The sequence below is a fragment of the Rothia sp. HMSC061E04 genome (assembly GCF_001813685.1).
GTDB lineage: Bacteria > Actinomycetota > Actinomycetes > Actinomycetales > Micrococcaceae > Rothia > Rothia mucilaginosa.
Window position 1 is genome coordinate 136667 of sequence record NZ_KV813703.1, and the last position, 25288, is coordinate 161954.

Here is a 25288-nt window from a genome sequence, read left to right on the forward strand (position 1 = left end):
CTCAGCACACGCGAGGACGCTATTTCCAGGATAAATTCATCACTCTTAGAAAATGGGATGAATCACACGAGAATCAGGGAAATTCTCCTGCTGTTCCTCGCTCTGAACAATAATTCGATCAGCAAAGGTGTACAGCATCTTGCCGGTCATCGTCGGCAGAGTCGGGCGGTCAAAACACTCAATATAAAGAGTCTTTACGCCAAAGAGTTTAGCCGCCACAAAGAAAGGAACGGCAACACCGGCGCCGGCAGAAACAACCGCATCCGGACGTTCCTTTGGAAAAATACGAAATGCCAAGAACAGATTACGAATAGCGTTCTTAATATTTCGAGTGGTCGGGTAATAAGCCCAATAGGTCTTCTCATTAGCCAGAGAAGATTCAACATCGGGCTGCTTAAAGCTAACCCACACGCGGTCATAATCCTGCCACGCAGCAGAAGTAGCCGTCAGATGCTTCAAATGTCCGCCACTGCTAGAAACCAGCAGAAGCTTCTTCTTCGGTGCCTGAGAGGAAATTGCCTCAGTCATAGTGTTCTCCTAAAGCCCATACAAGAGAAAAGTAAGAAGAGAAGATAAGGGTGAGCTGACGGGTCCAGCAACGCCTACATCAACAGACCTGCTACAACAGATCCGCCTCAACAGGCGTTACCGACCCTACACTCAAGGACGAAGGATGAACCCGCACAGAGGCGAGGCATCCATCAATAGACCCCGATTACGCGCGGTCCAGTTATTCGCGGTCCAGGAAAACAGCCAGAGCGTTCACGCCCTCAAGCTGATCCAGCTGAGCGAAAAGCTCGCGAACCTGTTGCAGAGAAGTAGCCGCAGTCACCGGAACCAGAGCCACGCCGCCAGCCTGAACGAAACGCAGCTGGGTTGACAGGGGAGTAGCGGTGCTCAGGCTAATCACCAGAGGAGTCTCGCTTTTCTCAACCAGCGACTCGGGAGTGTGACGGGTCAGAGCGTCACGGACCGAAGCGTAATCGGTGAAACGTGCGTACTCGGTGGGCAGAACACGCTGCAGCATCTGGTACAGGTTCTCAACGCTGCGGTCAGTACCGGGCAGAATGACAATGCCGGATGCACCAGCACTCTTCACATCGCCATCGGGAACGCCAATGGTGCGCAGCAGCATGAACGCGTCATTCGCTTCAGAAGAGGAACCCAGCTCGTGAACCGGGATACCAGCATCTTCCAGACGGTCAGCGTATCCAACGTGACGCATGGTGCGGTCACGGCCGTAAGCCAGTACAGCACCAATCAGCAGACCGGCAACAGCACCAACAATAGCCATCTTTACCGGGCCAAGAGCCGAGGAAGAAGCAGGAACCTGAGCCTCGCTTATCACGCGGCCACCGGTGGTGGAAGTCAGCTGGATCTGGGCGCGACGCTCCTGCAGCTGAGAAAGCAGACCCGCACGGCCGTTATCACCCTCGAGAGCAGAAATCTGCTCATCAATCTGGTGCAGAGCAGAATCAACGCTGCTCTTCAGAGACTCGGAACGAACCTGCAGGTACGCGTTTGCCATAGCGTTAGCGTAACGTGCAGCTTCAGCGCCGTTGGGGCGGGTTACATCAATATCCAGCACCGCAGTCTGGGAGGTACCGGTCACCTTGACGGAGTTCATCAGGCGGCTGGTCAGCTGAGCCTCAGAGAGGGTATCGCCATTAGCAATCAGAGACTTCGCGGCGTTCTGCGCAACCTCACGAGAGGAAGCAACGCGAGACTCGGTAGCAATATCCACCTTCGCGGAGTTAGCGCTACCGGTACCGGCGGGATCAACCACCAGCGGGTAAACAATCAGCGAAGCCTTAGAAGTGTACTTGCTATTGGTCATGTAGCCGTAGGCGGCACCCGCCACAGCGAAAACCACGACCGACAGCAGAATTAGCAGACGGTGTCGGAAAATGCGACGTACCTGGCTGCCAAGGGTAACCGAGGAGGTATGAGAGGTGTTATCCATGAGGACATCCTAGAGGAAGAGAAACGGACACTAAATATCGGAGAAAAACGTGAAGAAGCGGAAGGCTTAAGACTTCGCGCGGCGGGCGGAGAGGAAACGCTCAATACCGAGAGCCTTACGGAAGCGGTACAGCACCGCACCGTACACCGGAACGAGCAGCACCACGTACACGATGAGGCCCAGAACGCTCTGACCCAAGAAGGTCAAAGACACCAGAGCACACGCTGTCGGAACAGCCGCACCCAAGAAGAGCGAAGGAGCCATCTCACGGAGCGAAGCACGAATACCAACAAGACGGAACACCTGGTAGCTCGCCAGGAAGGTGTCAATCAGCAGAGCAGAAGCCCAAGCCGTCACCGCACCGTACAGGCCCCAGACCGGAACCAAGGTGAAGTTCAAGGTCACAGCCACCACCAGCGAGGAGAGCTTGTTTAACAGCTGCCAGCGACTCTTACCGCTCATCAGCAGAACAGACTGCACACCACCGGCACTCATCGACAGCATCGCCGCCGGGCAAATCACCCAGAGAATACCGGCGCCAGCCTCAAAGCCCTTACCGAAGAAGCCCAGAAGAACCGGACCAAAGAACGCCAGGGAGAGGTAGAACGGCCAAGACAACGCAGTCAACACGCGAGTGGTCGAAAGGAAAATCTCTCGAGCACGATCCAGCTGACGAGTAGCCAACGCTGCGCTGATAGACGGGCCGGTCACCACGCGGCCGGTGTGCTCAATCATGGCACCCACACGAACACAACGGTTCACAGCACCATAGACACCACCGGCAGCGGCACCCAAGAACGCCGCCACCACCAGCACGTCAATCCATTCCAGGATGGTCTCCACAACGGTAGCGACACCGCGTGCAGAGCTGAAACCCCAGAACGAACGGAACGTCTCGGTCGGAGAATCCTCAGAAGGAAGAACCTCCACATGCTCCTCGGAAGGGAACGCCCGCTCCAAACGCCACAGGGCAACCACCGCAGTAATTGCCACCGGAACAGTCCAGGCGTACACCAGATCCATGAGCTGACCCGAGAACAGAACCACCAAACCCACCGCCGCAAAACGCAGAGTAGGAAGCAGAACATTCTGCAGGAGCGTAAAGGTCACCACACGATGCAGACCGCGTAGCGCGCCGAAGAACACCGTCATCAGCGCCGCCACCAGAATGAAAGCCGAGCTGACACGCATTGCCGCCTGATACTCGGGAGCCATCGGCACAAGCTCGGTGTAGATGTACACACCCGCCACCAGAAGTACCGAAGTCACCAACGAAGGAATCAGACCGTAACGGATCAGCTGCGGAAGCACACCGTAACGACCCAGCGCACGCTGAGCGCTCATCGTACGAACCAAGCCAGTATCCGCACCGAAGGTCACCAGCGAAATCGAAATCGCGAACAACGCCATCAGACGGAAAAACTCGCCCGAGCCCTCAGCGCCGATACCGTTCGACACCACCATCGTGGTCACGAACGCGATACCCGCACCGTACATCACGCATAGAGAAGCAAGAGAGCCGCTCTTCGCGAGGCTGGGCTGCTTACCCTTCCCAGGAGTTTTCTTAACCGGTGCGCTCTTCGCGGACGCGCTATCGGTTTCAGCCACTGCGACGGACGAATCCGTCTTCTCGCACTGAACCTTGTTGGCAGACTCAGCAGTAGCCGGGGCAACCCGCCGGGAACCAGCCAGATGAGCACCCGCTACAGCGGTAGCGTTCGCCGCTGAAGAACCTGCTGCCGAAGTACCTGACCCCAAAGAACCTGCCTCCACAGAATCGGGCAACGATTCCTCAGAAGCAAAGCCTCGAGCCGGAGGCACAATCGACAGCGCCGTGGTCGCAGGAAAACGACCGGAACGGATATCGTCCACCGTCGGAGCAAACTCATCGGCAGAAGACTCTGCCAGCGAGTCAGCCTGCTCCACTACCGGTTCCACGTACTCGCCGCTCTCACGCAGACGTGCACGGCGGCTAGGGTGACCGCCCGTCGAATAGGCGTCATCGAAAGCTGAAACCGCAGTGGTCTCTAAACCACGAGGGGACTGGTTCTTCGTCATAGCTGCTCACCATCCCGGATGGAACGGATACACGCCATCGATGCGAGCATCAGAATGGTCAGCTGGGCAATATCGAAGCTGTAGAAGATGAAGACAACACAGCACGCTACCGGCACGCTATGCAGCCAGTACCCGGAGGTGGTCTTCACTCGCGCGCCGCTTGCCACAGTGCACACCATGAAGAGCGCGAACAGCGCCAGACCCACGAAGCCGAAGCAGAACATCAGAGTCCATAGATACCCCTGGGTACCCATCGACACACCAATGCTCGGTTCCATACGCGGAGTGCCGTAACCAATAATCGGGGACTCCAAGGTCGCCTTCCAGGTGGCGCTGTATAGCGCCGCACGGCCACCGGTGGAGTCCGAGTAGTCCTGACGACCCAGAATATTGTCCACGGTGCCCGACGCAAAGAGCGTCATAACCACAGCTGCGATTGCCGCAACGCCCATACCCACCGCACGCCAATTAGCCGCCAGGAACTGACGCAGTAGTACGTATGCTGCGCTGATACCCAGACCAATGAACATACCGCGGTTACTGGTCGCAATCGCCGGCACGGTAGAAAGCGCCATACCGATCAGCAACGCAATACGTAGCCAGATGGAACGCAAGCGAAGCAAACACGCCAGCATCACCGGGGTGAGCAGGGTGTACGCCAGACCCCAACTATTCGCGTAAGGGAAGGGCGCGGAGGGGCGAATATACGCCTCGGGCGCACCCCAAGGACGCTGAACCTCAGCCAGGGGAGGAAGCATATAGTCGCGCACCAGCGGGTTCTGCATAAAACCAGCAGGCATGATGAAGCTCATCGGAGTACGCAGACGGAACTCGGGGAAGAGAACACCACCGTAACCCAGAACAATCAGGGTCACCCACAGAGTCGCCAGACCACCCAGCAGCCTATTGATGCTAATAGAGGATCGCGCGTTGTAGTAGTACAGGGCGTAAATGCCGGCACTGAGAATATTTACAAAGCGCAGACCCCAACCAATAATGTCGGTGGAACGGGTCAGCGCAAGGGCCGCAACAACAACCCACACGCAGAATGCGCCCCACACCCATAGGGAGCCGGGCACACGCACATTACCTCGAATAATGAGGTAAAAGAGCATGATTGCTGCCAGAACCAGCGGCGCAATCTGAAGCAAACCCAGAGCCCACAGCGCCGGGAAGCCGTACAGCAACGCCAGCAGAGGCCAGGCGGGGAGCTTCTTCTGCGCCGTAGATACCGGGCGGTTACGCGCGCGGGCACGCAGAATACCGCTGGGTGGCGTACTAGCCGACCCTGCGGAATCCTTCAGCGCCGCCGGCGAAGCACCCGGTTGAGAAAGAACGGAAGAGGAAACCATGTCTGTGCGATACCTGGTTAGAGACCTCGACCGGTCTTCTGGACGAGATCAAGAAGAGTAGCAGGCTTAATAAGACCGGTGGACACAACATACGCCGCCCAAGCACGAAGCTGCATGGGGTCGCGGCGCAGAGCCGCGCGAGCGTAGACACGCGCCTCCTTGTTGTTGCCCAGGGATGCCTGAGCGTAGGCAATCTGACCGGCGATACGTGCCAGACCCTTGGGATCCTGCTCGAATTCAGGGAACTTACGCAGAATGTAGCTCAGACCGTCAACCATGGACTGCCACTTGCCGGAGAAGAAGGAGGGGCGGTCCCAGAGCACCAGAATCAGCGGTTCGGGCACGCTCAGTACCTCGCCGTGGCGGGTTGCACGCAGCAACAGGTCGTAGTCTTCACCGTAGGCGGCGGGCAGTTCCTCATCGACCAGGCCGATGCGGGCGGGCTTACCGTCAACGCCGAGCAGATCCTCGCGAGAGTACAGCATGGCGGAGGGGTGAATTTCGGTAATGCGCGAACGCAGGAAGTCCGCGAAGGTTGCGCGCTCGGGTGCCAGGCGTACGATGTCCTGACCGCCGGAACGGACGGTAATACCCGAAGAGATAGCGGCTGCTTCGGGGTTTTCGCGCCAGAGAGCGACCTGCTGGGTGAGCTTGGAAGGCATCCAGTAGTCGTCGTCATCACAGAAGCCAATCATCTCACCGCTGGAGGCGATGATGCCGCTATTGCGGCCGCCAGCCAGCCCGCCGGAACGGGTATTGGAGACAATCTTCAGGGCACGGTTTTCGCCGACCTCAATGTCCGCAAGGCGGTCGGGCTCAACACGGTCAAAGACGACAACAACTTCAACGAAACCGCGGTAGCTCTGCTCAAGGATGGAGCGGACAGCCACACGCAACAGCTCGGGGCGCTTGCCGTTGGTCGCGATAACGGCGGAAACAGCAGGGTTGCGAGAGGTGAAGTGCATCATTGGGATTCTCCTTACTCAGCGGGGGTCGCGAGGCTAACGTACTTGCGACGCATGGACAACAGGACGGTTGCGGCATTAGCTAGCAGAAGCAGCGCGTAGACGATAACGAATACGGGGCCGAAGCCAACGAAAATGTAAATCCAGCAGAGGGTGCCAGCGTCCATGTGCAGGTTGATGAAGGAGCGCAGGGGGCCACCGGTGGGCGGTGCCGCGGTTTTGCGGTTGTTGCGCAGCTGTTCAGCCAGAATCTGGCTCATGAAGTGACCGGCGGTCAGCGCGGTGAAAATCATGGGCATGGCAATGATCCAGCCGTTGAAAGCGCTAGATCCGGTGAAGGAATAGTGTGCCGGGTACAACAGGAAAGAGAGCAGAGTTGCCATGTGCACGGAGGGCACACGGATGGAGTCGACCACGTGGTCGAGCCACTCACCGGCGGGGGAGGACGCGCCGGTCACGCGAGCAACCTGGCCGTCAGCAGAGTCCAGACCATAACCGAGGGCGAAGAGTAGTGCAACGCAGATACCTACACCAATGCTGGGCGGGCAGGTAATCAGAACGATGAGGCCTGCCGCGGAACATGCAGCGGAAATAGCGGTGACGCCGTTGGGGGTGATGCCCAGAGCGACAGCGGCCGCAGCGAAGTAACGTGCTACTCGGCGGTTGACCCAGCGGGTGTAGGCGGGAACGCCAATGCCGGGCTTCTGCGCTGCTTCAAGAGAGCGCAGAGTGTGAGAAAACTTCGTAGAAAATCCCGATGCGGGCGCGGAGTTTGGGGTGTGAGGTGCCTCAGAAGTGGACATGCACATTCCTTTTTAATCGGTGAGAGGAGTGAAGGAGAGTGAATTACTCCCTTTCGGGGTGGTCGCGAGAAAGTCCGGAAGTCCCGCGCGTGAAAAAAGAGGTGGTTGGTCCCTTTTTTCACATACTCCACTATATAGATATTTTACAACGAGATAAAGTGCAACAGGGGACGTGTGGTCAGGGTCAACAATTGTGTCGTAAAAAGCCCCTGACAATGCTCTTTGGTGCAGATTTGCGGGATCCTTCGGGCAGGTTTAGCGTGCTGTTAGACGGGGGTTATCGGCACTTTGTTCCCGTGAATTGTGGATTTAGAAAACATTTCTGAACATTGTGCAGAGATGCACATAACAGAAACACAAATTATGGGAATAAATGATGCAAAAAACACGGAAAAGTGGGGAGCATACGCAAATGGGGTTTGATTTCCTGAAATTTCAGAAAATCAAACCCCATTTAGCGAGATTGTCTAGAAGGTATTAGTCCCTTCGGAACTGAATCGGAACACGAGTTCCAACTCCGTTATTGAGAGCGCGTCGCTCACCCTGCTCAGCGGCAGCGTTATTCGCATTGTTCGCGTTATCAACCACGGGCTGCTCAGCCTCGTTTGCGGCGGGAGCTTCCGCCTCCTTGTCAGCTTCCTTCTCAGCGGGCTGCTCAGCAACCGGTGCCTTGGAGGTAGCCTGCAAATCGAAGCTCACATTCGGGCGAACGTTACGTCGGCTAATGCCCGGGTGAACCTCAACAGCGATGAGGTTCTCACCAGCCTTCAGCTGAGAAGCCGGAACGGTGAAGGTCACCGGAGTCTTCTGAGCCGTAGCGGTATCAATCGAGCTCGATGCAATCGCGCTATTCCACAGCTTTCCACGGGTGTCGAAGTTGGAACGACCAACCTCTTTACCGTTGACACCCACCGCAATAGCGTCATCCGCGTAGGTGGTCAGCACCAGGTCGCGGCTTGCCTGCTCACGAGTGAGCTGGATAGTGGTGTAGGCGTAGATATTGGGGCGGGTACGCAGAAGCGGAACCTTAACGGAGGTGTTAAGGTTACCGGAGCCGACACCAATCGGGGTCTTGCCGGTCTGCCATGCTTCCTGCGCGATATCTTCCAAGCTGAAGTGGAAGTTGTACTTCCAACCGTACTTACGGTTAGGAGCCTTGCTGGAGACCATGTACTTCCACTCGGACGTGTAGGGCAGAACAATCTGGTCCTTAGCGGCCTCGTCCTTCTGATCGTCCTTAGGAGTTTCTTCCTTCGGATTCTCAGGCTTGGGATCGGCGGGCTTAGGCTCCTCAACCTTCGGGTCCGGATCCTGGACCTTCGGTGCCTCAGTAGTCGCTTCTGCACTCGGGGTAGCGCTTGCCGAAGTACTGGGGTCAGCGCTCGCGGTCGGGTCAGCAGCTGCAGTCGGATCCACACTTGCCGTCGGGTCAGCGGTAGGAGTCTCGGTTGCGGTCTCCGTGGGGGTAGGAGTCGGGCGAACCGGAGCTACCTGAACCGGAGTGGATGCAGAGTAGTTATCCGAGCTGTCCACTGCACGCACAAAGTAACGTGCGTTATCGGTGTGGTCAATCTCGAACTTCGTACCCGAAGTGCTAGCGATAACTCGGTCATCACGCAGAATCTGGTAGCGGACACTACCGGTATCCTGCACGGCATCCCAAGTCAGAACGTCCTTATCGTCCTTCAGCTCAACCTTCAGGTTCTGCGGGGTAGGCGGAGGAGTCACGTCGCGAGCCTCAAAGCGCGCAAAACCGACGGTATCCTGAGTACCGTGAACACCCAGCGAACGGTGAATATCGCCGCCAACCCACAGGGTGCCCTTCGAATCCACGAAAGACTCCCAGATACCGAATCCGTGGTCACCCTTAATAGCAGGGGAGAACTCCGGCAGCATCTTACCGCTGTCCTTATCGAAAGCAGCAACCAGCTTGACCGAGTGAATCACGCTCGAACCGCCCACGGGGGTCCGCTTGTTACGCGAATCCTGGTAGAGGAAGTCGCCGCAGTGGCAGGCGCCGTAAATGGTGTTACCGTGCAGATGCAGATCCTGGAAGTCTCCACCATCGCGGGTAATCGCGGTGTAGGTGGGGGTCAAGGACGCCTTATCGTAACGAGAGATGAGGTGCTCAGTACCGCCCACCCAGACGCCGGTACCGGCATCCTGGACGTCGAACTGGAAACCCCAAATTTTGGTTTCATTACGCAGGTCAGAGACATTAGCGCCAGCAGGAATCTCAGAATGCTGGTACGCCCACGGGCTGCCCTTCTGCATATGCTGAGTAATATCAGCCACGCGGTAGGCAAGGCCGCCGTTGAGCCAGGTGAAGTAACCGGCTACGTAAACATGAGAGTTATCAGCGGAGGCGCTAATACCGTTGACAGTACCGTTGAACACCTGGCGCCAGTTACGGTCTATACTCACAATACCGGGCACACCGTTAGAAGGCTCGCCCAACTTAAAACGGGCAATATTGCGCGAATACGCCTCACCCGCCTTTTCACTTTCATAAATGTGGGTAAAGGTGCCGCCAATATACACGTAGTCACCCTGACGGTGAATGGTCTTCACCGTCATGACCTCGGTACGAATGCGATCTTCGACTTTAACCTGGGCCCATTCAGGGGCAACTTCACCGGTCGTAGCGTCAACAACGACGAAGCTCTCATGCTTCTTACCGTTAACCAGGGTAAAGGTGCCGCCAACCGCCAGACGGTTATTCGGCAGAGCCTCAACAGCCTTCACCTGACCATTAACAGTCAGCTTGAAGTCGCGGCGCAACTCGCCGGTTTCCGGGTCAAAAGCAGCAATATTAGATTGCGCAACATGCTCACCGGTAGAGGACTCAAGGTACTCGAAGTCGCCGCCAATAAACACGCTGGAGGTGCCGTTGCCGTGATCGACCTCGGTGATGGCCTCAACATAGGTGTTCATCTCGCCGGTTTTACCGGAGGCGGTCTTAGCACTGGTGCGCCAGCGCCAATCCGCCGAACGGCTACTGGGCAGGGCACGACGAGCGCTCGCCTGAGTACCGGAATCCGGGATAGCACCCAGATGCAAATCGTTCTGGGTCAGCTTCGGGCGCAGGAACATCTGGGTGTAACCGAAAGAGGTTTCACCGTTGCTTTCCTTACCGTAAATGTAGGAGTTCTGCGCATCGGTGATCGCCGGCTCAGAACCATCCTGGGAAATGGGAGCGTTCGCACCGTAACGGAAGCCCATACGGTAATCCTGCGAGACCATTTCCTCAAAGAGCATCGTCCTGAAGCCGTAGTTCTGGCCGCCCAGCATATGGTCCTGCCACTCGCCGTTAAGCCAGTCCCTGCGGCCATTCTCGTCGTAGGAAGAGAACTCGCTAGGGTTCGTGACGACCGCGTTAGACCAGACAGCGTTCGAACGCAGAGCCCAGGTCCACTCGGAGGTCTGCCGGCGGTCAACCGTAGCTTCCTGCCACTTGGTGCCCGAAGTGTTCAAGGCACGGCGGAAACGGTAGCCGTCAGGCAGCTGATCGGGGCGAGTACCGTTAAGCAGCTGAGAAATAGTGGTGCCCGAAAGCTGAATCGGGGTCTTCGCAGCGGGCAAGGAGCTCAGCGCCTTGCCCTGTTCAAGAGTCATACCGGAAGATGCGGGTGCGGCATCGCTGTAGAGCTGTGAAGTGTCACCCTGACCTTCATAGTTTTCAGTCCAGCCGTCGCGGCCCTCACCAATCTTGACCCAGCCGCCACCATCAGTTTCCTGATCGCAGTAGAACTGAGTCGGCTGGCTCATCGAAGGAGTGTACAGCCAATAGGCGCCGCTCTTTGCCTCGGGGTCAGCCTGCTTGGCTTCCCAACAGCTGGCGGCAGCACGCTCAGAGGTCGTGCCGTTGTAGAAAGCAGAGTCCCTTTTTTCCGCAGCCTGTTCGACAGCGGTACTCGGCGTAATAGCGGGGATAGCCAAAGGCAAAGCCAAAGCCGTAGCAATGCTCAAGCAAAGAGTTGAGCGAGTTATAGCAGAACGTGAAAAGCCGGAGCCCGTCATGCCAAGGTGGGCTTTCATAATATCTCCAAATGAATGCCAAGAAATGTTATCAAGTGCGCATCAACATTAATACGCTATGAACGACAATGCACGGTTTCCAACGAATCTTAGTTGGAAACCGGCATTTTTTATTAAACCCTAGCAGTCGGCGTTGTTCGGGAAATCGTGGGTTGCAATCTTCCACTGACCATCAACCTGAACAAGGGTATAAATATTGAGCGAACGCTTCGGAGAATTGTCATCCTTAACAGGCTGATTATTCTCGTCATAGATCTTCACCGCAGAAGAGTCCATGCATACTTCCAGCATGCGTGCGGGCTGACCCTTGTACTGGGTTTCAGTCATACGGGGAGTGTCCACCACAGTGGAAGAACCTTCATAGTGCCAGCCAGCCAGAGCGTACTCGGAAGCCTGCACAGCAAACTCAGCCGCAGCGGAATCTACGGCTACTGCCTCGATAGAACGAATCGTCTCATCGTCAAGAACAGCGCGAGCCTGCTCAACGTTCTGTCGCTCAGCTTCCTCATCGCTGGTCGGTTCAGCAGCGTTCTCAGGGGAAGGAGCAGCAGAAGGAGCGGCCTTGACCTTAGTCAGAATATTTTCATAGGAATTGACTAGCTCGGTAGTCTTCTTAACCTCTTCGCTGTCAACGGCCACAGAAGAAGCATTCTTCATCTCTTCAGAACCGGTGTAAACCTCTTCAAGCTTCTGACCATCAGAGGAAGTCGCCTCATTCTTTGCTTCAGCCGAAGCTTCGGTGGAGGCGTTGGAGGAAGCCTCAGGGGATGCCTCAGCAGTGCCCTGATCGGAAACACGGGGAGAAGCGCTAGAAGACTGTGCAGAAGAAGCGTGAGCAGAAGCGCTCGCAGATACAGAAGCTGAAGAAGAACTATCGGAGCTCGGGTTCTCGGTGGCGCAACCGCTCAGAATTAGAGCAGATACAGCAACGGTGCCCAGGGTACCCAAAAGGCGGGATTGGGATGACTGCTTGAAAAATGCTGACATAGGAAGCCTCTTTAGTGGTTGGAGTGAGAATGACTATATTCCGGAAGATAATACCTTGCACGGTGGCAGGGCACCTATAGGCTAACATGTAAAGCTGGGAGAATACTTAGACTCGTAAAAATAACGTTTTTATAACTTATGAGAATAGAACCTAAAAAATGCTCTATTGGCGCCCAACTTGAAGGTAAATGTATATCGTCGAATGAAAGAACCTTCATGTAAATGAGTGAAATAGATTCACTTTGTGCAGAAAAATCCCGGGTTGGTTATAAAACCAACCCGGGATAATAGGGCGAACATCACTAAAAATCTTTGTCGTAAAAGTGGATATCGCCCTGATGAGGGGTTATGCCGCCTGAACAGCCTCGGTACTTGCCGAATAGTTATCCGCAGTATCTACCGCACGCACATAATAGCGGGCGCCATCGCGGTGATCCACCGAATAGCTCGTACCCGTAACCGTCGCAATAGGACGATCATCGCGCAGAACCTGGTACTTCACCCTACGCTCGGAAATATCAGACCAGGTCAGCTGATCCTTCGAACCGTTCGTCGTAACCTTCAGGTTGCTAGGAGTAACCGGAGGGGCCACATCACGAGGAGTATAACGAGCGAAACCAATAGTCTGCTGCACACCATTAGCACCCAGCGACTTACGGATATCGCCACCAACCCACAGAGTGCCGGTCGAATCCACGAAAGACTCCCACACGCCGTAGCCATGCGCACCGTTCATAATCGGTGCGAACTCCGGCAGAACCTGGCCGGTGTCCTTATCGAACGCAGCTACCAGACGGATAGTCTGGGCATCCTTTGCGCTCTCCCAAGCCTTCTCCCAGGTAGTGGAGTTCTGGTAGATGTAATCACCACAGTGGCAGGCACCGTAAATAGTGTTGCCGTTCAGGTGCAGATCCTGGAAATCGCCACCCTCACGAGTAATCGCGCTGTAGGTGCGGTGCATGGTCGCCTTATCGTAACGGCTAATCATATGCTCAGTACCGCCAAGCCACACCGAAGAACCTGCATCCTGAACGTCGAACTGGAAGCCCCACATCAGACGCTCATTCTTCAGATCATTCAGGCGGGCGCTCTCAGGAATATGCGAAGGCTGGTGCTTCCAATTGCCGCCCTTCTGAGAGCCCGACTTCATGTGTGCAATACGGAAAGCCTCAGCACCATTGAGCTGAGTGAAGTAGCCTGCAACATAAACGTCGGTGTTACCCTCAGAAGCGCTCACGCCATTGACCGTACCGTTAAAGACCGGACGCCAATTCCAGTCCACCTCACCATTGCTCAACTTAATACGAGCCAGGTTCCTAGCGTACGCATAAGTGGGGGAGGTCTGACCCTTCAAGTGAGTGAAGGAGCCACCAATGTACAGGTAGCCATCACGCACATGCAGAGTCTTAATCTGCACCGGAACAGAAGCAATACGGCTCACCGGGCGGATATCCCAGTCCTTAGCTACCTGACCGGTCTGCGGATCCAAAATCACGAAACCGTTGTAGTACTCACCGTTCACCTGGTTGAAGGAGCCGCCCACAGCAAGCAGACCGTTCGGCAGAGCATCAACAGACTTCACCTGACCGTTAATCTTCGGGCGGAAGGAACGGCGCAGTTCGCCGGTACCCACCTCGTAACCCGCCAAGAAAGCCTGCTCGACCTTCTCGCCGCTTGCCGACTCAACGTACGCGAAATCGCCACCGGTAAAGACAGCGCCACCAGCCTCTGTGATAGCCTCAACCTGGGTGTTCATCTCGCCGTTCTTACCGGTACCGGTATCAGCACTGGTGCGCCACTTCCACTTCTCAGAGTAGCTATTGGGCAACGCACGGCGGTCACTTGCCGCAGCACCCTGCTGGCCGTAGGCGCGCAGACCCTTAGCTACCAAATCGCTCTGAGTCACCTTCGGACGCAAGAACATCTGAGTGAACACCAGAGGAGGATTCGAGTCATTCGCCGGACGGTAAATGTACGAGGACTGGTTGTTCATCTTGTGCGCAGTAAACCAGCTAGTAATACGGGCATGCACGCCGTACGAGAAGCCCTGCTTATAACCCTGAGAGGCTTGCTCCACAAAGTACAAGCCGCGGAAGTCATACGAATCATGGGAGAAGATACGACCCATCTGCGACTCGTGGGAAGAATAGTTGTATTGAGTGTACGGGAACGGGTTCTTGATCGTAACATCCGACCAGTACATCCTCGCACGCAAAGACCAGGACCACTGGGGGCTCGCCACACGCTTAGCAGTGAGATCCTGCCACTTAGTTCCTTCAACGTTCAACGAACGGTGGAAACGCACGCCATCCGCCAAATCCTGCGGGCGATTACCATTCAGCAGAGCATCCACCTTATTCGCAGGAAGCTGCACAGCATCAAAACCGGTCGGGTTCTGATACAACTGCTCGGCCTTACCGCGACCATAGTAGTTCTCAGTCCAGCTCTCACGACCGCGGCCAATCATGACCCAGCCGCCACCTTCAGTTTCCTGATCGCAATAGAACTGCTCAGGAGCGCTCATCTCAGTGGTGTACAGCCAGTACGCACCACTCTTCGCCTGCGGGTTATTCTGCTTGACCTCCCAGCAGCTCGCCGCAGCTCGCTCGCTCGAAGAACCATCGTAATAACGGGCATCAACAGCCTGAGCGCCGGTCGCAATAGGGCCCAAAGAACCCAAAACCATCGCGAACGAAGCAGCAGTCGCGCCCAAAGCGCGAGCGCCAGAACGCGAAGATGCGCGAGAGCTCTCAGCAGCGGAGGCTACAGAATCCTGCGAACGCCCTCCACGCGTGAACGGAAGAAAATTCATTTGTCTCTCCTAGAGACCTCAACCGGCACAAGACAGAAACACACAGCCCGCACAAGACCCACATACACAACCGCCTCAAAGTCACAGCATAGTGACTTAGGCTCAGTGCAAAGAGTACCTGTATGAACTGTACTAACAGCATGTCTGCTGCCGGAATCAGTGAGTGTAGTTATCGGAAATTGAATGAATACGTTCCGGGAACCCCTGAATCATACCGCGCAAAACGGCACACTCAGCGGAAACAGAACGTCAAAAAATCTGTGAAACCTTCCCACCAGTATCAATAGCGAAAAAGTGTCACAGACAAAGATTCGGCCTGTGTCGGAAAGGAGGAAGCAACCTGACCAATACAAAAGAATCCCAGCCCATCATAGCTGCTACAGAAGCAACACAATAACAAACCGGTCACACAAGCCAAACCAAAACTAGGGGGGGCATGCACCCCGGGTGTACCACCGCCTGCCCCGAACCCTGCAGAACCCGAAGCAGCGGTAGAAAAAACCTAGATTACCTAATGACCTAAGCCTGAACAGCTCCCGTAGATGCCGAGAAATTCTCAGAAGCATCAATGGAACGCACGTAGTAGCGAGCACCATCTGTGTGCTCAACCTCGTAGCTGGTACCAGAGACGGTAGCAACCACACGGTCATTACGCAGCACCTGGTAGCGAGCACCATTCTCGCGAACGCCAGACCAGGACAGCTTATCCATCGAACCATCACGCTGAACCGACAGGTTAGACGGAATCGACGGGGCGGTCACATCGCGAGCTGCAAAGCGAGCGAAACCGACAGTGCGCTGCTCACCATTAGCGCCCAGCGAGCGGTTAATGTCGCCACCAACCCACAGGTTGCCGCGCGAATCCATGAAGGACTCCCAGACACCGTAGCCGCTAGCACCCTTCAGAACCGGGCTGAACTCGCCGATGACCTCGCCGCTATCCTTATCGAACGCTGCGACCAGGCGCATACGGTGAACCGCCTTCGATTCCTTCCAATACGTGTGGTAGCCGGTCGAGCCCTCGAAGAGGACGTCACCGCAGTGGCACGCACCGTAAATGGTATTACCGCTCAGATGCAGATCCTGCCAGTCACCACCGTACTTAGAGATAGACGAAGAAATACGGCCGTAACCATTCTTCGAGTAGTTCGCAATCAGGTGGTCAGCACCGCCAGTCCACACAGTCGAGCCGGCATCCTGAACATCGAACTGGAACGCGTACACAATACGGTCAGTAATGTTCAGCTTCAACGACGGCTCCCACTCCCACTTAATGTTCGAAGCGTTAGAACCATTCAAAGCAGCCAGACGGAACGCACGCTGGTTATTCAGCTCAGTGAAGTAACCCGCAGCGTGAACAGTGGAATTATCGGAGGCAGCAGTAATGCCGTTGACCGTACCGTTGAAGTTCGGGCGCCAGTTCCAATCCACCTCGCCGTTCGAAAGCTTAATACGAGCGGCACCACGCGAGTAAGCGTACACCTTAGAAGTATTGCCCTTCACGTGGGTGAAGTTACCGCCAATATACAGGTAACCATCCTGAACCAGCAGGGTCTTCACCTGTGCGGCATCGCCATTGCGACGCTGAATCTGAAGGTCCCAGGTGCGGTCAATCTGACCGGTGGTCGCGTCCAGAATGACGAAGTGGTTAACCTTCTCGCCATTAACCTCGGTGAACTCGCCACCAACTGCCAGACGGTTATTCGGCAGAGCCTCCAGGGCCTTAATCTGACCGTTGAAAGTCGGGCGGAAGGAACGAACCGGCTCACCCGAATCCACGTTGTAGCCAGCCAGGTACGACTGATCAATGCGCTCGCCGCCAGCAGATTCAACATACTTGAAGTCGCCACCGGTGAAGACAGTATCGCCCACCTGAGTAATAGTCTGAACGTAGGTGTTCATCTCGTTCTTCTTGCCGGTGCCAGTCTGCTCACTGGTACGCCAACGAACGGGCATCGTGTAGCTATTGGGCAGAGCACGACGGCTGCTGGCGGCAGAGCCAGAACCAATCTGCGAGAAATTCAAGTCACGCTGAGTCAGCTTCGGACGCAGGAACACCTGGGTGAACGGAATCGAATAACCGGCAGAACCGCGCTTCTTATAAATATAAGAATCGGCACGATCATTACCGAAGTTCACCAGTGAACCGTACGCAAAACCAATCTGGTAGCCCTGGTTCGGGTTCGCGAAGAAACGAACCGAGCTAGTGGTAATACCCGGAGCCATTTCCGAGGGAGAACCGCCCATATGAGCGGTGCGGTTAATGCCGGCACCGGTGAACTTCACGGTGCCCCAACGCTGACCGTAGCTCATCGCCCAGGTCCACTGCTCAGTCTGAGGACGCTGAACGTAAACGTTCTGCCACTGGGTGCCCCTCGCATTGTGAACACGGTGCAGACGCATGTCGTCGGGAAGATCCTGAGGCTTAATGCCGTTCAGTAGCGCATCGACAGTGTTTGCGGGAAGCTGGACCGGGGTAAAAGCGGAAGGTCCGGTGGGGTTCTGGTGCAGCTGATTCGGGTCGCCGGTGCCATTGTAGGATTCGGTCCAGCCCTCACGACCGCGGCCAATCATGACCCAGCCGCCGCCATTAGTTTCCTGGTCGCAGTGGAACTGTGCCGGGCCACTCATCTGCGGAGTGTACAGCCAATAAGTGCCAGAAGAGGCGGAAGGATTAACCTGCTTGACCTCGTAGCAGGAAGCAGCCGCCTTATCGCTACTGGAACCATCATGGGTGCCGGTAGCAGCCGAAGCGGGAGTAGTAGGAGTAAGCGGTGCCGCAGTAAAAGCAGTACCAAAAGCGAGTGCGAAAGCAGCCCACTTCTTAGCAGACCATGAATGGGCATGGGGCTTTTCAGTGGGATTGTTCGTGTATGTGGTTGTCATTTGTGTCTTTCTGATGCGACGTTCCGGAAGAAACATCGAAAGAAACGGTGAATTATTGCACTAGAAAAGCTGTCGTAAAAACTGAAAACCTTGAGGCTGGTATTTAAGGTATTTCAGATTCCGGAAGGAAGATACGGTGCGGTTTTTCCGTAAGTGTTATTGATTAGGTTACAGGATTAAGCTGTGAAAATAATGGTGCACAAAGTGTAAAAATGCGGATGGGAGTGTGATTTGCATCCTGTAGAATCGGTGTTGTGGTACAAGAAATGACACAGAAGAAAACCATACTCATATATCGCCAATGAAAGCGACAATCGGGTGCAAAAAGCTATATCTGCGGCCAAAGAAGCCCACGAAAGAAAAATGCCACAAAAAGCAGAGTAGACCTACAATAGAAAAGCCGCGCACATCACCAAAAAGTGCACATAAAATTCCTCAAAATAAAACACTCGGGCACCCCACCCGACACCACCTCACACCGACCACCCGTCGACACCCTCCACCAGCCAAACCGCCGGAACCGAGGACAGCAGATTCAGGAGAACCCGTGAGCACCACCCGAAAAGCTACCGCACAGCCCATCGAAGCGCCCCTGCACCCCCTCCTGAAAACCCTCAACCAACTCAGCAGCTGGGCCGCAATCCGAACCGCCGCCTCCGTACACCCCACTGAACGTAGCGCACGCACCCTCATCGGCACCGTCGGAGGAACACACGCCGCGCTCATTGCCGACATCTCCGCCGCCGTACGCGCAACCACCCCCGAAGCGCTCAGCCTCATCGTCGCACCCACCGACCGCCAAGCAGAAGACCTCGCCGCAGCCCTGTGCTCCTACTTGCCCGCCGCCGACATTGCGCTCTTCCCCGCCTGGGAAACCCTGCCCCACGAACGCCTCTCACCGCGTTCCGACACCGTAGGCCGCCGCCTGCAGGTACTACGCGCCATGACCGGGGAAGCGGCCAAACGCCCCCAAGTCGTCATCGCACCCGTGCGCGCTGTCATCCAGCCCATCGTTACCGGCATCGAAAAACTTGAACCCGTACACCTGGTTCGCGGCGAAGAATACCCCTTCAAAGACGTAGTGCGAGGCCTCAACGACGCCGCATACTCCCGCGTAGACCTGGTTGCCAAGCGCGGCGAATACGCCGTACGCGGCGGCATCATCGACGTCTTCCCACCCACCGCAACCACCCCCGTCCGCCTCGAATTCTTCGGTGACGAACTCGACGAAATGCGCCACTTCTCTGTCGCCGACCAGCGCACCCTCAGCGGGGGAGAAGAGCTCACTGAACTCACCCTGCTGCCCTGCCGCGAACTGCTCATCACCTCCGAGGTCATGAGCCGTGCCGCCCGCCTGAAAGCCGACTACCCGGCAGCCGCAGCCATGCTCGAAAAGATTGCTGGTGGAATCTATGTCGAAGGCATGGAATCGCTCACCCCGCTGCTCATCGAATCCATGAATACCCTTACCGAGCTACTGCCGGCAGGGTCCATGATCATTAACGTCGAACCCGAGCGTGTGCGCGCCCGCGCCGAAGACCTCGTCGCAACCAACGAAGAATTCCTCGCCGCAGCATGGGACACCTCCGCAGAAGCCAACGCAGTAGCACCCATCGACCTCGGCCAGCTCCGCATGAGCGACAGCGGATTCCGCACCATCGACCAAACCACCGCACAGGTGCTCGAAGCCAAGCTCAGCTGGTGGGAAATCACCGAACTCGTCACCGACGCAGACCTACTCGAAGACGCCGCCGGGGCACTCCAGAACCAGACCATCGCCGACGCCATCGAAGACGGAATCGACACCTACACCGTCAACGCCACCCCCGCAACTGCATTCAACGGTTCCGTCGAACGCATGCTCAGCCAGGTCGGCGATCTCATCCGCCAACAGTGGACCGTCCTAGCCCTCACCAACGGCCGCGGCTCCACCGACCGCCTCATCGACCTCTTCCACTCCGGCGAAGGGGCACCCGCTGTACCCGCAGCCCGCCGAACCAGCCTCGAAGCCGACCCCGCCGGGGACCTCGAACACGGCATCGTCGAGGTCTGCGAGGCACCCGCCTCCGCAGGCTTCCTCATCGAGGAGGCGAAGCTCGCCGTCTTCACCGAAGCCGAACTGCTCGGCCGCCGTGGCACCTACGCACCCCGAGGCGCCGCCGGACAGAAATTCAAGACACGCCGCCGCCGCAACGCAGTTGACCCGCTCGCGCTGAACCCCGGTGACTACGTGGTGCACGAGCGTCACGGCATCGGCAGGTTCGTCGAGATGACCTCCCGCCCGGTGGCTGGTGCATCCCCGGTCAACGGCGTACAGCCCATGAAGGAATACCTGGTCATCGAGTACGCCCCCGCCAAGCGCGGTGGCGCGCCCGACCGCCTCTTCGTGCCCTCCGACCAGCTGGACCTGATCTCCAACTACGTGGGTGGCGAGAACCCGAGCCTGTCCAAGATGGGCGGTAGCGACTGGGCTAAGACCAAATCCCGCGCTCGCAAGGCAGTCAAGGAAATCGCCGCCGACCTGGTGAAACTCTATTCGGCACGCCAGGCATCGCGCGGTCACGCCTTCACCGCAGATACCCCCTGGCAGCGAGAGCTGGAAGAGTCCTTCCCCTACAACGAGACTCCTGACCAGCTCACCGCCATCCACGAGGTAAAGGAGGACATGGAGAAAGAAATCCCCATGGACCGTCTCATCTCTGGTGATGTGGGCTTCGGCAAAACTGAGGTCGCCGTACGTGCCGCATTCAAGGCGGTGCAGGACGGCAAACAGGTTGCCGTGCTCGTACCCACGACCCTGCTGGCACAGCAGCACTACGAGACGTTCAGCGAGCGCTTCTCGGGATTCCCCGTGAAGATTCGCGTGCTATCCCGCTTCCAGAAGGCGAAAGAAACCCGCCAGATTACCGAAGAAATCGCATCCGGCGCGGTGGACGTGGTGATTGGTACCCACCGCATTCTCTCGGACAGCGTGGTATTCAAGGACCTGGGCCTGGTCATCATTGACGAGGAACAGCGCTTTGGCGTGGAGCACAAGGAAAAGCTCAAGCAGATGCGCACCAACGTGGACGTGCTCGCCATGAGTGCAACCCCCATTCCGCGCACCCTGGAAATGTCGCTAACCGGTATTCGCGAGACCTCCACCCTTGCCACCGCGCCGGAGGAACGCCACCCCGTGCTGACCTTCGTCGGTCCGCGAACCGACAGTCAGATTACCGCCGCAATCCGCCGCGAGCTCATGCGTGAAGGACAGGTGTTTTTCGTGCACAACCGCGTGGCTGACATCGACGATGTTGCCGCGGAAATCGGCAAGCTCGTGCCGGAGGCGCGCATCGCCACCGCCCACGGCCGCATGAGTGAATCGCGCCTGGAACAGATTATTGTGGACTTCTGGGAGCGCCGCTTTGACGTGCTGGTGTGCACCACCATCGTGGAGACCGGCCTGGATATTTCGAACGCGAACACTCTCATTGTCGACCACGCCCAGAACTACGGTCTGAGCCAGCTACACCAGCTGCGTGGACGCGTGGGTCGTGGCCGCGAGCGCGCCTACGCCTACTTCCTGTACCCGGCGGATAAGACCCTCGGCGAGATTGCGCACGAGCGTCTGAAGGCTGTGGCAACGCATAACGAGCTGGGTGCGGGCCTGCAGCTCGCCATGAAGGACCTGGAGATTCGCGGTGCCGGCAACCTGCTCGGCGGCGAGCAGTCCGGCCATATTGCCGGTGTCGGTTTTGACCTGTACCTGCGCCTGGTCGGCGAGGCGGTCGCAAACTACCGCGGCGAGAAGGAAAAGCGCGAGGTCGAGACGAAGATTGACCTGCCCGTCAACGCGCATATTCCGCACACCTACATTGATTCTGAGCGTCTGCGCTTGCAGGCATACCGTCAGATTGCTGCCGCCGATACTGAAGAGAAGATCGCGGAGGCTCGTGAGGAACTGGTCGACCGTTACGGCGAGCTGCCGGAGGCGGTAGAGAACCTGCTTGCCGTGGCGACGGTGCGTATGCACGCTCGTGCCGCCGGTATTCATGAGCTGGTGGTGTTGGGTCCGAAGGTTCGCGTGGTAACCGCTATGCCGCTGCCGGAGTCCCGCCAGATGCGCCTGAAGCGCGTGTACCCTGGCTCCACGCACGCCCAGCCGAAGGGTATGGACACCTGGCTGACGCTTGTTCCGCGCCCGAAGACCATGCCGGTGGGCGGTAAGGACCTGGTGGACGGCGCGATGCTGCAGTGGGCTGAGAAGTTCATCAACTCGATTTATGCCGAGAAACCGCAGGCTCTCGAGGAGTAGAGGTTAGAAGAATAGGGTATAGGCTGGAAGAACAGGGGAGCGCCCTGTTTAGCCGGCACCCCAAGAGAATGCTCGCCGTGCAGGTTGCCACAATATGGCATATCTGCACGGCGAGTGCGTTTGCCCCGTAGGGGCGGCATAGCTCACAATTAAGGCATGACTTCAACGGTGAACTATGCATCTCAGCGAATTGTAATTATTGGTGGTGGCCCCGGCGGCTACGAGGCGGCGATGGTGGCTGCCGCATCCAACGCGGACGTGACTCTGATCGAACGCAATGCCATTGGTGGCTCCGCCGTTCTGACTGACGTTGTGCCCTCTAAAACCCTGATTGCTACGGCGGATATGATGACCCGCTTCTCCGAGGCGGGTAGCCTGGGCATTGAAAACACGAAGGGTAAGGCACCCCAGTTGCGTGTTGATATGGACCGCGTGAACCGCCGAGTCCGTGACCTGGCCCAGCAACAGTCTGCCGACATTAAGCGTGCCCTGGCTTCTGCAGGCGTGAAGATTATTCACGGTACCGGTAAGCTCCTTGACCGCCACACCGTGCAGGTGACTGATGAGGCGGGCCTGGTCTACCCCCTGCACGCGGACTTTGTGCTGTTGTCGGTGGGTACGCATCCGCGTGAAATGGCGACCGGTATGCCTGATGGCGAGCGCATCCTGACCTGGACTCAGCTGTACAACCTCTCCGAGGTTCCCGAGGAACTGATTGTGATTGGTTCGGGTGTGACCGGTGCCGAGTTCGCGTCGGCGTATAACGGTCTGGGTTCTAAGGTGACTCTGGTGTCTTCGCGTGACCGTGTGCTTCCCGGTGAGGACGAGGACGCAGCTCGCGTGCTGGAGGACGTCTTTGAGCGTCGCGGTGTGCGAGTGATGCCGCGTTCCCGTGCGGCTGCTGTTGAGCGTACTGAGGATGGCTCCGGCGTTATCGTGACCCTGTCGGATGGTCGTAAGGTTTCTGGCACTCACTGTCTGGTTGCTATTGGTTCGATTCCGAACACTGAAGATTTGGGTCTGGAAGACATCGGTGTTGAGCAGACCCCGAGCGGCCATATTAAGGTGGACGGCGTGTCCCGCACGAGCGTGAACAGCATTTACGCCGCCGGTGACTGCACGGGCGTGTACCCGCTGGCTTCCGTGGCTGCGATGCAGGGCCGTATCGCTATGGCGCACATCCTCGGTGATGCGGTGCGCCCGCTGCGCACCGATAAGGTTGCCGCGAACATCTTCACCTCCCCGGAGATTGCGACCGTGGGTGTGAGCGAGAAAGATCTTGCTGAGGGCGCCTACCGTGGCGATGCGGTGACCCTGCAGTTGAGTACCAACCCGCGCGCGAAGATGATGGCGATGCGCGATGGCTTCGTGAAGATTTTTGCTCGCCGTCACTCCGGCACCGTCATTGGTGGCGTGGTGGTTGGCCAGCGTGCTTCAGAGCTGATTTACCCCATTGCCCTGGCGGTGGAGAAGAAGCTTGCGGTGGATGATCTGGCGGATACTTTCACGGTCTACCCCTCGCTCTCTGGCTCTATTGCTGAGGCGGCACGCAAGTTGCACACTCGCGGTCTGTAGGCATCAACCTCTTAGGTGCTGAGCCGGGCCTTCCCCGCCCGGCGCAGCATCCCGGAACAGTATAAAAGCGGTGGGGGTCGCCTCCTGAATCCCTTAGATTCAGGAGGCGACCCCCCACCGCTTTGCCGTAGAGACGCGTTAGCTACTCGAAGCTTTACTTCGTGGTGCTGACAGCGTTCATGTCCACGTCACGGGTCTCGTGAGTGAGCAGGATGAAGACAACGCTCAGGATCGAGGCGAACGCCAGGTAGCCGCCCACGGCACCCACACCGTAGGAGGTGTTCAGCCAAACAGCCACAAACGGGGTCAGCGCTGCACCGAGGATGGACGCCACGTTGTAGGCGATACCGCTGGCGGTGTAACGCACATTGGTGGGGTACAGCTCCGGCAGGTACGCGGACATGGAACCGAAGGACAGACCCATCAGGCACATACCGATAAAGATGAAGAGGGTAACCACTGCGGCGTTTGCGTTCTCACCGGTACCAACAACGGAGGGGGAGATGAACAGACCGAAGGACAGACCGAAGACCGCCATCGCGACGGTGGTCCACAACTGCTGGGTGCGGCGGCCGTACTTATCAGCCAGCCAACCCGAAATCGGGATGAAGATCGCGAAGCCAGTAATGGAGATCAGCTGAATAATCAGGAACTCGCGGTAGGGGATAGCCAGACCGCCCTTATCGGCCTTGCCGATACCGTAGGAGAGAACCCACGCGGTCATCAGGTAGAACAGCACGTAGCACGCCACCATGATGAAGGTACCCTGAATCATGGGCCACCAGGCGACCTTGAACGCCTCAACGAGCGGGGTCTTAACCTTCTCGTTGTTAGCGGCAGCCTTGGCGAAGACGGGGGTCTCCTCCAGCTTGAAACGAACGTACAGGCCAACGGCGACCATCACGATGGACAGCAGGAACGGAATACGCCAACCCCAGATGAGGAAGGGGTGATCAAGGTTCTTGCCGTCGGTTGCGGAGTTGAAGGAAATCCAGCTGGTCAGCAGCAGCATGAAGCCGTTGGCGAAGACGAAGCCGATGGGCGCACCGAGTTGAGGCCACATGGCGGCGCGTGCACGCTTACCTTCCTCAGCGTATTCGCTGGCAAGCAGTGCCGCGCCGGACCATTCGCCGCCCAGACCCAGGCCCTGGCAGAAACGCATAATGGTCAGCATGGTCGGCGCCCACAGACCAATCTGGTGGTAGGTGGGCAGCAGGCCGATGATGAAGGTCGCCAGACCCATGGTCAGTAGCGCACCAACGAGGGTTGCTTTACGACCGATCTTGTCACCGAAGTGACCGAAGATTATGGAACCGAGAGGACGGGCGATGAAGGCGACGCCGAAGGTCGCGAAGGAAGCCAGAAGCTCGGTGGTTGCGTCCTTCGCAGGGAAGAACAGCACGGGGAACACAGCCACTGCTGCGGTGGCGTAAATGTAGAAATCGTAGAACTCGATGGTGGTACCAACGAGCGAGGCGAGAATAACTCGACTGCGAGGAGTCGTATTCTTCACCGATGCAGCAGACACTTTCGTGTCGGGTGCAGAGGTGCTCAT

Annotated in this window: 13 protein-coding genes; 2 read left to right on the top strand and 11 right to left on the bottom strand. The window is 57.2% G+C overall.

All coding sequences use genetic code 11. From position 1 onward, the window contains the following. Positions 1–45: 45 nt before the first annotated feature. The 10 genes from pssD to HMPREF2927_RS05815 form a co-directional block, all read right to left on the bottom strand. On the bottom strand, positions 46–528 hold the full coding sequence (gene pssD / locus HMPREF2927_RS05770; protein WP_070686344.1) for a PssD/Cps14F family polysaccharide biosynthesis glycosyltransferase: 483 nt from the start codon (positions 526–528) through the stop codon (positions 46–48). A 202-nt stretch (positions 529–730) separates the two neighbouring features. After that, positions 731–1963, bottom strand: coding sequence for a Wzz/FepE/Etk N-terminal domain-containing protein (locus HMPREF2927_RS09270; RefSeq protein WP_070686346.1), 1233 nt, complete (start codon positions 1961–1963; stop codon positions 731–733). Between the two features lie 66 nt (positions 1964–2029). Then, the gene (locus tag HMPREF2927_RS09275) at positions 2030–4021 is read right to left on the bottom strand and encodes a lipopolysaccharide biosynthesis protein (protein WP_070686348.1); all 1992 of its coding nucleotides are present in this window, start codon (positions 4019–4021) and stop codon (positions 2030–2032) included. Then, on the bottom strand, positions 4018–5373 hold the full coding sequence (locus HMPREF2927_RS05785) for an O-antigen ligase family protein (protein WP_070686350.1): 1356 nt from the start codon (positions 5371–5373) through the stop codon (positions 4018–4020). The genes HMPREF2927_RS09275 and HMPREF2927_RS05785 overlap by 4 nt, the downstream gene beginning before the upstream one ends. A gap of 17 nt (positions 5374–5390) precedes the next feature. Next, on the bottom strand, positions 5391–6341 hold the full coding sequence (locus HMPREF2927_RS05790) for a glycosyltransferase family 2 protein (protein WP_070686352.1): 951 nt from the start codon (positions 6339–6341) through the stop codon (positions 5391–5393). Positions 6342–6352: 11 nt separating this feature from the next. Further along, entirely contained in the window at positions 6353–7141 is a 789-nt protein-coding gene (locus HMPREF2927_RS05795) for a CDP-alcohol phosphatidyltransferase family protein (RefSeq protein WP_070686354.1), read from the bottom strand. Positions 7142–7618: 477 nt separating this feature from the next. Further along, entirely contained in the window at positions 7619–11080 is a 3462-nt protein-coding gene (locus HMPREF2927_RS05800; RefSeq protein WP_246827367.1) for a fibrinogen-like YCDxxxxGGGW domain-containing protein, read from the bottom strand. Positions 11081–11299: 219 nt separating this feature from the next. After that, positions 11300–12166 carry a hypothetical protein gene (locus HMPREF2927_RS05805; protein ID WP_070686358.1) on the bottom strand — a complete coding sequence of 289 codons (867 nt, stop codon included), beginning with the start codon at positions 12164–12166 and terminating at the stop codon, positions 11300–11302. A gap of 346 nt (positions 12167–12512) precedes the next feature. After that, positions 12513–14978, bottom strand: a complete 2466-nt coding sequence (locus tag HMPREF2927_RS05810) for a fibrinogen-like YCDxxxxGGGW domain-containing protein (RefSeq protein WP_070686360.1) — start codon at positions 14976–14978, stop codon at positions 12513–12515. 519 nt (positions 14979–15497) lie between these two features. Continuing rightward, positions 15498–17864: a fibrinogen-like YCDxxxxGGGW domain-containing protein gene (locus tag HMPREF2927_RS05815; RefSeq protein WP_070686362.1), complete on the bottom strand. Its 2367-nt coding sequence runs from the start codon at positions 17862–17864 to the stop codon at positions 15498–15500. A gap of 547 nt (positions 17865–18411) precedes the next feature. Between HMPREF2927_RS05815 and mfd the strand changes: the two genes are divergently transcribed. Both mfd and HMPREF2927_RS05825 read left to right on the top strand, forming a co-directional pair. After that, a complete protein-coding gene (gene mfd, locus HMPREF2927_RS05820; protein WP_070686364.1) occupies positions 18412–22158 on the top strand; it encodes a transcription-repair coupling factor in 3747 nt (1248 codons plus the stop codon). A gap of 156 nt (positions 22159–22314) precedes the next feature. Then, positions 22315–23733 carry an NAD(P)H-quinone dehydrogenase gene (locus HMPREF2927_RS05825; protein WP_012903993.1) on the top strand — a complete coding sequence of 473 codons (1419 nt, stop codon included), beginning with the start codon at positions 22315–22317 and terminating at the stop codon, positions 23731–23733. A gap of 154 nt (positions 23734–23887) precedes the next feature. Here the strand turns inward: HMPREF2927_RS05825 and HMPREF2927_RS05830 are convergent, their stop codons facing one another. Further along, complete coding sequence (locus tag HMPREF2927_RS05830) at positions 23888–25288, bottom strand: MFS transporter (protein ID WP_070686366.1); 1401 nt, start codon at positions 25286–25288, stop codon at positions 23888–23890.

Excerpts from the sequence above, each read along its gene's own strand:
- pssD (WP_070686344.1), bottom strand. The coding sequence starts at position 528 with ATGACTGAGGCAATTTCCTCTCAGGCACCGAAGAAGAAGCTTCTGCTG.
- HMPREF2927_RS09270 (WP_070686346.1), bottom strand. The coding sequence starts at position 1,963 with ATGGATAACACCTCTCATACCTCCTCGGTTACCCTTGGCAGCCAGGTA.
- HMPREF2927_RS09275 (WP_070686348.1), bottom strand. The coding sequence starts at position 4,021 with ATGACGAAGAACCAGTCCCCTCGTGGTTTAGAGACCACTGCGGTTTCA.
- HMPREF2927_RS05785 (WP_070686350.1), bottom strand. The coding sequence starts at position 5,373 with ATGGTTTCCTCTTCCGTTCTTTCTCAACCGGGTGCTTCGCCGGCGGCG.
- HMPREF2927_RS05790 (WP_070686352.1), bottom strand. The coding sequence starts at position 6,341 with ATGATGCACTTCACCTCTCGCAACCCTGCTGTTTCCGCCGTTATCGCG.
- HMPREF2927_RS05795 (WP_070686354.1), bottom strand. The coding sequence starts at position 7,141 with ATGTCCACTTCTGAGGCACCTCACACCCCAAACTCCGCGCCCGCATCG.
- HMPREF2927_RS05805 (WP_070686358.1), bottom strand. The coding sequence starts at position 12,166 with ATGTCAGCATTTTTCAAGCAGTCATCCCAATCCCGCCTTTTGGGTACC.
- HMPREF2927_RS05810 (WP_070686360.1), bottom strand. The coding sequence starts at position 14,978 with ATGAATTTTCTTCCGTTCACGCGTGGAGGGCGTTCGCAGGATTCTGTA.
- HMPREF2927_RS05815 (WP_070686362.1), bottom strand. The coding sequence starts at position 17,864 with ATGACAACCACATACACGAACAATCCCACTGAAAAGCCCCATGCCCAT.
- HMPREF2927_RS05825 (WP_012903993.1), top strand. The coding sequence starts at position 22,315 with ATGACTTCAACGGTGAACTATGCATCTCAGCGAATTGTAATTATTGGT.
- HMPREF2927_RS05830 (WP_070686366.1), bottom strand. The coding sequence starts at position 25,288 with ATGAGCACCTCTGCACCCGACACGAAAGTGTCTGCTGCATCGGTGAAG.